The following is a 7,967-nucleotide window of genomic DNA, read 5'->3' as shown; positions in this document are numbered from 1 at the left end:
TTGAAGGTGCATTGTAAAGTGTGCTGGAGGTATCAGAAGTGCGAATGCTGACATAAGTAACGACAAGGGGGGTGAGAGTCCCCCCGCCGAAAGCCCAAGGTTTCCTGCGCAACGTTCATCGGCGCAGGGTGAGTCGGCCCCTAAGGTGAGGCTGAAAAGCGTAATCGATGGGAAACAGGTTAATATTCCTGTACCAGGTCAGACTGCGATGGGGTGACGGAGAAGGCTAGATCAGCCGGGCGTTGGTTGTCCCGGTCTAAGCAGGTAGGCAGAATCCTTAGGCAAATCCGGGGATTCAATGCCGAGATGTGATGACGAGTGTCTACGGACATGAAGTGATCGATGCCACGCTTCCAAGAAAAGCCTCTAAGCATCAGGTCTGATGTGACCGTACCCCAAACCGACACAGGTGGGCTGGGTGAGAATCCCAAGGCGCTTGAGAGAACTCGGGTGAAGGAACTAGGCAAAATGGTACCGTAACTTCGGGAGAAGGTACGCCCTAAGTAAGTAAAGTCCTTCGCGGATGGAGCTGAACAGGGTTGCAATAAAATGGCCGCTGCGACTGTTTATTAAAAACACAGCACTCTGCCAACGCGTAAGCGGACGTATAGGGTGTGACGCCTGCCCGGTGCCGGAAGGTTAATTGATGGGGTTAGCCGCGAGGTGAAGCTCTTGATCGAAGCCCCGGTAAACGGCGGCCGTAACTATAACGGTCCTAAGGTAGCGAAATTCCTTGTCGGGTAAGTTCCGACCTGCACGAATGGCGTAACGATGGCGGCACTGTCTCCACCCGAGACTCAGTGAAATTGAATTCTCGGTTAAGATGCCGAGTTCCCGCGGCTAGACGGAAAGACCCCGTGAACCTTTACTATAGCTTTGCACTGGACGTTGAACCGACTTGTGTAGGATAGGTGGGAGGCTGTGAAGCGTGGACGCCAGTTCGCGTGGAGCCATCCTTGAAATACCACCCTGGTTTGTTTGACGTTCTAACCTCGCTCCATGATCTGGAGTAGGGACCGTGCATGGTGGGTAGTTTGACTGGGGCGGTCTCCTCCCAAAGCGTAACGGAGGAGCACGAAGGTACCCTCAGCGCGGTCGGAAATCGCGCATTGAGTGCAAAGGCATAAGGGTGCTTGACTGCGAGACAGACACGTCGAGCAGGTACGAAAGTAGGTCTTAGTGATCCGGTGGTTCTGTATGGAAGGGCCATCGCTCAACGGATAAAAGGTACTCCGGGGATAACAGGCTGATACCGCCCAAGAGTTCATATCGACGGCGGTGTTTGGCACCTCGATGTCGGCTCATCACATCCTGGGGCTGAAGTCGGTCCCAAGGGTATGGCTGTTCGCCATTTAAAGTGGTACGCGAGCTGGGTTTAGAACGTCGTGAGACAGTTCGGTCCCTATCTGCCGTGGGCGTTGGAGACTTGAGGGAAGCTGCTCCTAGTACGAGAGGACCGGAGTGGACGTACCCCTGGTGTTCCGGTTGTTTCGCCAGAAGCATTGCCGGGTAGCTATGTACGGACGGGATAACCGCTGAAAGCATCTAAGCGGGAAGCCCCTCCCAAGATGAGGTCTCCCTGGGCACTTGATGCCCCTGAAGGTTCGTTGAAGACTACAACGTTGATAGGTCGGGTGTGGAAGTCCAGTAATGGATGCAGCTAACCGATACTAATTGACCGTGCGGCTTGACCATATAACACCCAAGTGCGTTGTTTCTTGACTTTTTAATTAAACGATTACGCCAAATTTCGATAGCTTTTAATTGTGCTATCACCCGCTTTCCCTGGCGGCCATAGATCACTGGAACCACCTGATCCCATCCCGAACTCAGTCGTGAAACGGTGACTCGCCGATGCTAGTGTGGGGTCTCCCCATGTGAATGTAGGTTACTGCCAGGGTCTTAATCCAAAACCCCCGCTTCTTTATTGAGGCGGGGGTTTTCTTTTGTGGGATTGGGGATTATTATTTGGGTGTATTTTGCGCTAAAAAATGCGGTAGTGGCATCATCGATAGGGTTGTGAAGACTTTTATCCTTTATTTATAAAGAATTAGGATACTCTTTCCCTACTGATAATATCACTACCCAAGAAAGAATGGTCGCCTAGAATATTGTCACAACATATTATGATTCGTGCGAACAAGAAGCGGTCACTGGCAATACGCAAATGAAGATAGCTAACATGAAATATTTGAGAGTACTCTTAATCGCAGCCGCTATATCTAAGTCGTCAGTTATTAATGCGGTTCCTTCCTATTGCTCTGAATCCAGTAACAGGGACGCGCTGGCTTGTCTTGGAGCAAATCCTTCCTATTGCTCTGAATCCAGTAACAGGGATGCGCTGGCTTGCTTCAAGCAATTCAATAACCGGATCATTCTAACGTTAGGAACCGTATGCTTGATGAGTGACCTGGGAAAAATCTGCCGGTTATTTGTAAATCATTGATGCCAGTAGCTGTATAGCAGTGTATGATTTTTTACCAAACCAAAACCATAAGCCGCAGCAAGATCAAAAATCGTTGACTGTGGTTCGTAGCAGCGTAGGTTGGGTTGCCGCTTTTGGCAACCCAACATCAGCAATCAACCACTTAAACAGCGCAATGCTTATTCAGTGTCTTCAATCTAAAACCACCGATTCTTAATTGAATCGGTGGTTTTATTTTGTGTTAAATGGCTGGGATAAATCACCAAGCCATTTGGCTAAATCTGATTCACTAAAATGACTGGCGGCTAATTGCTTCATAACAACGACAACCTCATCCAATACCCATCGTGGCGCTATCATTTAGCCAACTCTTGAAAAGCATTGCTATATTTTTTCAACACCTTCTCGGCAGCTTCCATTTGGGATGCAAAATCTTGCTGGTGAAGCGTAAGCACAAATCCTTCCGCGCTTTCCACCAGATATAAGGCATCATCTTTACCAACATTAAATTTATTCAGCACTTCTTGCGGAAGTTCTATTCCCATAGAATTACCAACGACAGTCACTTTTACCTTGAGCATAGTCGCACCCTGAGCATTGTTGTTTCTGTATCATCCAATTATCTTTAAGCCAATACAGTTCAATGTACGGCTTATAACAAATGAAAAATTGGATTGATCACCACAAAAACGGTGTAAATCATCATCTTTTCACAGATTTTGTAATCGCATTTCAAGCATGTGCTGATTCATATTACCCAGCAAACGTTCCTGATAAATCGCAATAATATCAACAATGTTAATCTCTTTTACTTCAACAGTATTGATGGTTTTAATTAAGCGCGTTGTTCCTTTCGTGATAATCCAGACCTGTTTTTTGTGGTGATAAAGCTCTTCTTTGACATTCTCAGAAATATCCATCACGCCGCGCTGTAATTGTGCACAATAATTATTGATTTGTTCGTGTTTATCTGCATCAACCTGTCCTGAACGCAGGGTGCAATCATATAGAATCGCCAAATTCCCTGTTTTCAAAAAACCATCGGCTCGTCCTGCCTGTCGTTCGCCTAAAAAGTGATAGACATTCTGAATACCAATGAGCTTCAAAAGATAATAAGTGTATTCTTCAAATTCTCGCCAATTATTTGTCACTAGCAGTTTTTCAAAAAAGCCCGGCTGAAACTCTGCATGACCAATTTTTGGCTGTGAACGTCCCCATAAATGTTGAAGCCGCGATTTGGCTTTCTCGAATACTCCCTGCTGCGAATTTATGAGTGGTGATTCAATTGCATTAAAAACTGTCGGCGTTGTTAATGCGATTGGTATAGGCTGCGGTTGCAGAAATTCAGGCATAGCTGTTGGTTGACTAGGTATTGAAGATGCGCCGGTTTCGTCGTGCATCGTCAATTGCACAAATTTATCTAACATGCGCTGAAATCCCTGCATCTCATCGGAAAAAATCCGCATTTTAGTACCAACAAACTCATTGCCAACTTTTTTACGTTGAGAAATGACAATGTATTTCGAGCCATTCTTAGCTTCTTTCAGCTCAAAAAAGTAGTGATGGCTAGTAGTAGAGTAGCGATCCTTACAAAATGTTTTCCGCACTTCATCTGTATACCATTTGTCGTTTTCATTCATTTTACTGTGACTTTTTTATTGATGGTTGGTTAGAAATCAAGCCGATAACGCGCTTTATTCGGCTAAAGCATTAAAATCAGAATCAGTTTATAATCCTGTTATAGAAAGCGCGTCAAATTTATTTGGCGGGAAAATCATCTAACCCCGTAATTGCTCAACGACCATATTCACCTGTCGCAATCGCTGTGCTGCATCCGCCATGTCTCGAAAAAATTTGAGTTTATCGCTGCCATCAAGTTTGAATTCCTTGGGTTTAGATTGGAGCAAGCGAATTAAATTGGCGGGATCAAGTGCTGGGTTTTCATTGAATAGAATGCGCCCACTTGCTGCGCCAGCTTCAATTTTGCGAATGCCGAGCGATTGAACGCGCAATTTGAGTGCAGTAATGTCCAATAGATTTTTTGCTGCTTCCGGTAGCAGACCAAACCGATCAATCATTTCAACTTGTAATTCGCGCAGTGCCGCATGATTTGGGGCGCTAGCAATTCGCTTATACAACACCAGTCGCGTTTGTACATCCGGCAGATAATCGCTCGGCAATAATGCTGGAATACCTAAATCAATCTCCGCACCGTGATCGAGCGGGCGATCTAATTCGGGCGCGTGTCCGGCTTTCAGTGCATTCACTGCACGTTCCAGCATTTCCATATACAGCGTAAAACCAACTTCAGTGATTTGACCGGATTGTTCATCGCCGAGCAATTCACCTGCGCCACGAATTTCTAAATCATGGGTTGCGAGCGTAAACCCAGCGCCTAAATCTTCCATTGCAGCAATGGCATCTAGGCGCTTTTTTGCATCGGCAGTGAGCGTTTTTTCAGGCGGTGTAATGAGATACGCATAGGCGCGATGATGAGAACGCCCGACGCGCCCGCGCAGTTGATGCAATTGCGCCAATCCCAATTTGTCAGCGCGATTGATCACGATGGTATTGGCGCTGGGCACGTCAATTCCGCTTTCAATAATCGTGGTGCACACTAAAAGATTAAACCGCTGGTGATAAAAATCGCGCATGACGCGCTCTAATTCACGCTCGCGCAATTGACCATGTGCAACCTGTACTCGCGCTTGTGGAATCAGTGCTTCTAATTTTTGCGCTTGGTTTTCAATTGTGTCTACTTCGTTGTGTAGAAAATAAACTTGACCGCCGCGTTTTAATTCACGCAGAACAGCTTCTTGAATGAGCCCATCATTCCACGCGCTCACAAAAGTTTTAATTGGATGTCGCGCCACTGGCGGCGTAGCAATAATAGATAAATCACGCAAACCTGCCATTGCCATATTCAAAGTACGCGGAATCGGTGTTGCAGTCAGCGTTAAAATATCTATTTCGGCACGCAGATTTTTTAATTGCTCTTTATGCCGCACGCCAAACCGATGTTCTTCATCAATAATGGCTAAACCGAGATTTTTGAATTGAATCGTCGGTTGCAGCAATTTGTGCGTACCGACCACGATGTCAAGCGTGCCATCCGCCAGCCCAGCGAGGATTTTTTGTTGCTCTTTGGCGGTGCGAAAACGCGACAGGCTTTCGATCTTGACCGGCCAATCCGCAAAACGGTCGGAGAAATTCTCAAAATGCTGCTGCGCCAGCAGCGTGGTTGGCACCAACACGACCACTTGTCGCCCGCTGTTCACCGCCATAAACGCTGCCCGCATCGCCACCTCGGTTTTGCCGAAACCGACATCGCCGCACACCACGCGATCCATCGGTTTAGCCGCAGTCATATCCGCCAGCACAGATTCAATAGCGCGTTGTTGATCCGGCGTTTCCTCAAAAGCGAAGGCACTGGCAAAGCTCGCGTAATCCTCGCCGCCATTTTGAAACGCGACACCAGTGCAGGCAGCGCGACGGGCGTGAATATCCAGCAATTCAGCGGCGACATCGTGCACTTGCTGCGCAGTTTTACGTTTGATGCGTTCCCATTGATCGCCGCCGAGCCGATGCAACGGCGCGTTGTCTGCTGACGCGCCGGTGTAGCGCGAAATCAAATGCAGCGCACTGACTGGAACGTAGAGCTTGTCGTGATTGGCGTATTCGAGCGCCAGAAACTCAGTGGTCATGCCGCCAACGTGGAGCGTTTGCAAACCGAGATAACGCCCAACGCCATGATTTTCATGGACAACTGGTGCACCTGCGGTTAATTCGGTGAGATTGCGAATGACCGCATCGCCATCGCGTTCGCGCTCATGGCGACGGCGTTCTTGTCGCACCCGTTCACCATAAAGCTGCGTTTCGGTAATGAGACAAATCTCGCCAGCGCCCAAATCCCCCCCTGCCCCCCTTTTGCTAAGGGGGGAGGAAGAAATCCCCCCCTGCCCCCCTTTTGCTAAGGGGGGAGAAGAAAAGCTCCCTTTTTGCCCCCGCACAACCGGAGAAAGAGAAAGCGAAAAATCTTCCGGCGCGACAAAGCCCCCCTTTGAAAAAGGGGGGTTGGGGGGATTTAGATTTAGATTTGGATTCACCAGCAGTCCCTGCTCCAACGGCGCAACCGTCAGTCCCAGCCGCTGCTCGCCGTCAATAAAGCTCTGCCAATCGGCAACTGGTGTCGGATGAATGCCAAAGCCGTGTAATTGCTCCATCAACAGCTCGCGGCGACCGCTGCTTTCAGCCACGAATAACACGCGGCGTTTCGGCGCAGCCGCGAGAAATTCTTGCAGCGCCAGCGCCGGTTGGACATTGCGAGCAGTAAACGCCAGCGGTGGTAGCGCCGCAGTAGCGAAATTGTGCGCAGCGGCATAACCCTTGCGGCGTTCCTCAACCTCCGCCGCTTGATAACGCACTCCAGCATATTGTTTGCGAACAGCATTTAATTCGTCGGGCGTGAGATACAGCCGCTGCGGTGGTAACAACGGACGCTCGCGGTCGTGACAGCGTTGTTCATAACGCAGTTCAACATCAGCAAAAAACCGCGTTGCTACTGCGCCGGATTCTTCTGCTTCTAAAATCAAGGTGTTATCAGGAAAATAATCGAACAGCGTCGCTGTTTGCTCAAAAAACAACGGTAGGTAATACTCCAAACCGCTGGGGCTATGACCGGCGGAAACTTCGCGATAAATCAAACTATTTTGCGGATCGCCGTTGATGCTGGCGCGATAACGCTGGCGAAACCCGCTGATGGCTTCTTCCGTGAGTGGAAATTCACGGGCGGGCAGCAGCCGAATCCGCTCCAATTTGGTGTGTGAGCGTTGCGTTTCAGGATCGAAAGTGCGGATGCTGTCAATGTTTCCGTCAAGTAAATCAATGCGTAACGGACAATCGCTGCCCATCGGAAACACGTCAAGCAATGCGCCGCGCAGTGCAAATTCGCCATGCGCGAGCACCTGCGATACGCAGGAATAGCCGGTGCGTTCGAGATGCTGGCGCGTGGTTTGCGGTTCGAGTTGGTCGCCAACTGCGAGCATAAGTGACTGATGCTTAACGTAATCACGCGGCGGCAGGCGCTGCATCAGCGTTGCCACTGGCGCAATCAACACACCTCGCGCCAGCGTCGGCAGTTGATCTAACGTGAGCAGCCGTTCCGAAACCAATTCCGGCAGCGGTGAAAAGATGTCATAGGGCAGCGTTTCCCAATCAGGGAAAGTCAATAATGGCAAGCTGCTATCGTTGAGAAAAAAGCGCACTTCGGCGGCTAAACGGGTGGCGGCTTGCACATCTGCCACCTGCGCCACCAATAGCCCTGAATGTGTTTTCGCAACACTGGCAATCGCGAGCGCCACGCTGGCATCTGCCAATTGTCCCCAGCACACGCGTTCGCCAGAACGCTGCGGTAATGGTGGCGCAAATGGCGATGATTGCTGGAGCAAGCTGGTTTCTGAACGCATGAAAAAAGACCTTTGCTAACTGGTTGTCTGACATCAAAGCAGGTTAGAGTGCAATTGATTGTACGGTGTCATCATAA

The 7,967-nt window shown here is 49.1% G+C and carries 3 protein-coding genes and 2 rRNA genes (1 of these 5 only partly in view); 2 read left to right on the top strand and 3 right to left on the bottom strand.

The window, feature by feature from the left end; all coding sequences use genetic code 11:
• Together CXB77_RS08880 and rrf are read left to right on the top strand one after the other, a co-directional pair.
• Positions 1–1,695, top strand: a 23S ribosomal RNA gene (locus CXB77_RS08880); it begins 1,195 nt to the left of the window's first position.
• Positions 1,696–1,784: 89 nt separating this feature from the next.
• Positions 1,785–1,900 (top strand): 5S ribosomal RNA (rrf, locus tag CXB77_RS08875).
• An 881-nt stretch (positions 1,901–2,781) separates the two neighbouring features.
• On the opposite strand, the gene CXB77_RS08870 is transcribed toward rrf, so the two are convergent.
• From CXB77_RS08870 to mfd, 3 genes are all read right to left on the bottom strand, one after another.
• Positions 2,782–3,006 (bottom strand): AbrB/MazE/SpoVT family DNA-binding domain-containing protein, encoded by a 225-nt coding sequence (locus CXB77_RS08870; RefSeq protein WP_105073603.1) that lies wholly within the window; start codon positions 3,004–3,006, stop codon positions 2,782–2,784.
• Positions 3,007–3,135: 129 nt separating this feature from the next.
• On the bottom strand, positions 3,136–4,065 hold the full coding sequence (locus CXB77_RS08865) for a hypothetical protein (protein ID WP_105073602.1): 930 nt from the start codon (positions 4,063–4,065) through the stop codon (positions 3,136–3,138).
• Positions 4,066–4,203: 138 nt separating this feature from the next.
• Positions 4,204–7,890, bottom strand: coding sequence for a transcription-repair coupling factor (mfd, locus tag CXB77_RS21700; RefSeq protein WP_242445589.1), 3,687 nt, complete (start codon positions 7,888–7,890; stop codon positions 4,204–4,206).
• Positions 7,891–7,967: the final 77 nt, after the last annotated feature.

Source organism: Chromatium okenii (assembly GCF_002958735.1).
GTDB lineage: Bacteria > Pseudomonadota > Gammaproteobacteria > Chromatiales > Chromatiaceae > Chromatium > Chromatium okenii_A.
This window is presented reverse-complemented; position numbering and strand designations above follow the sequence as displayed.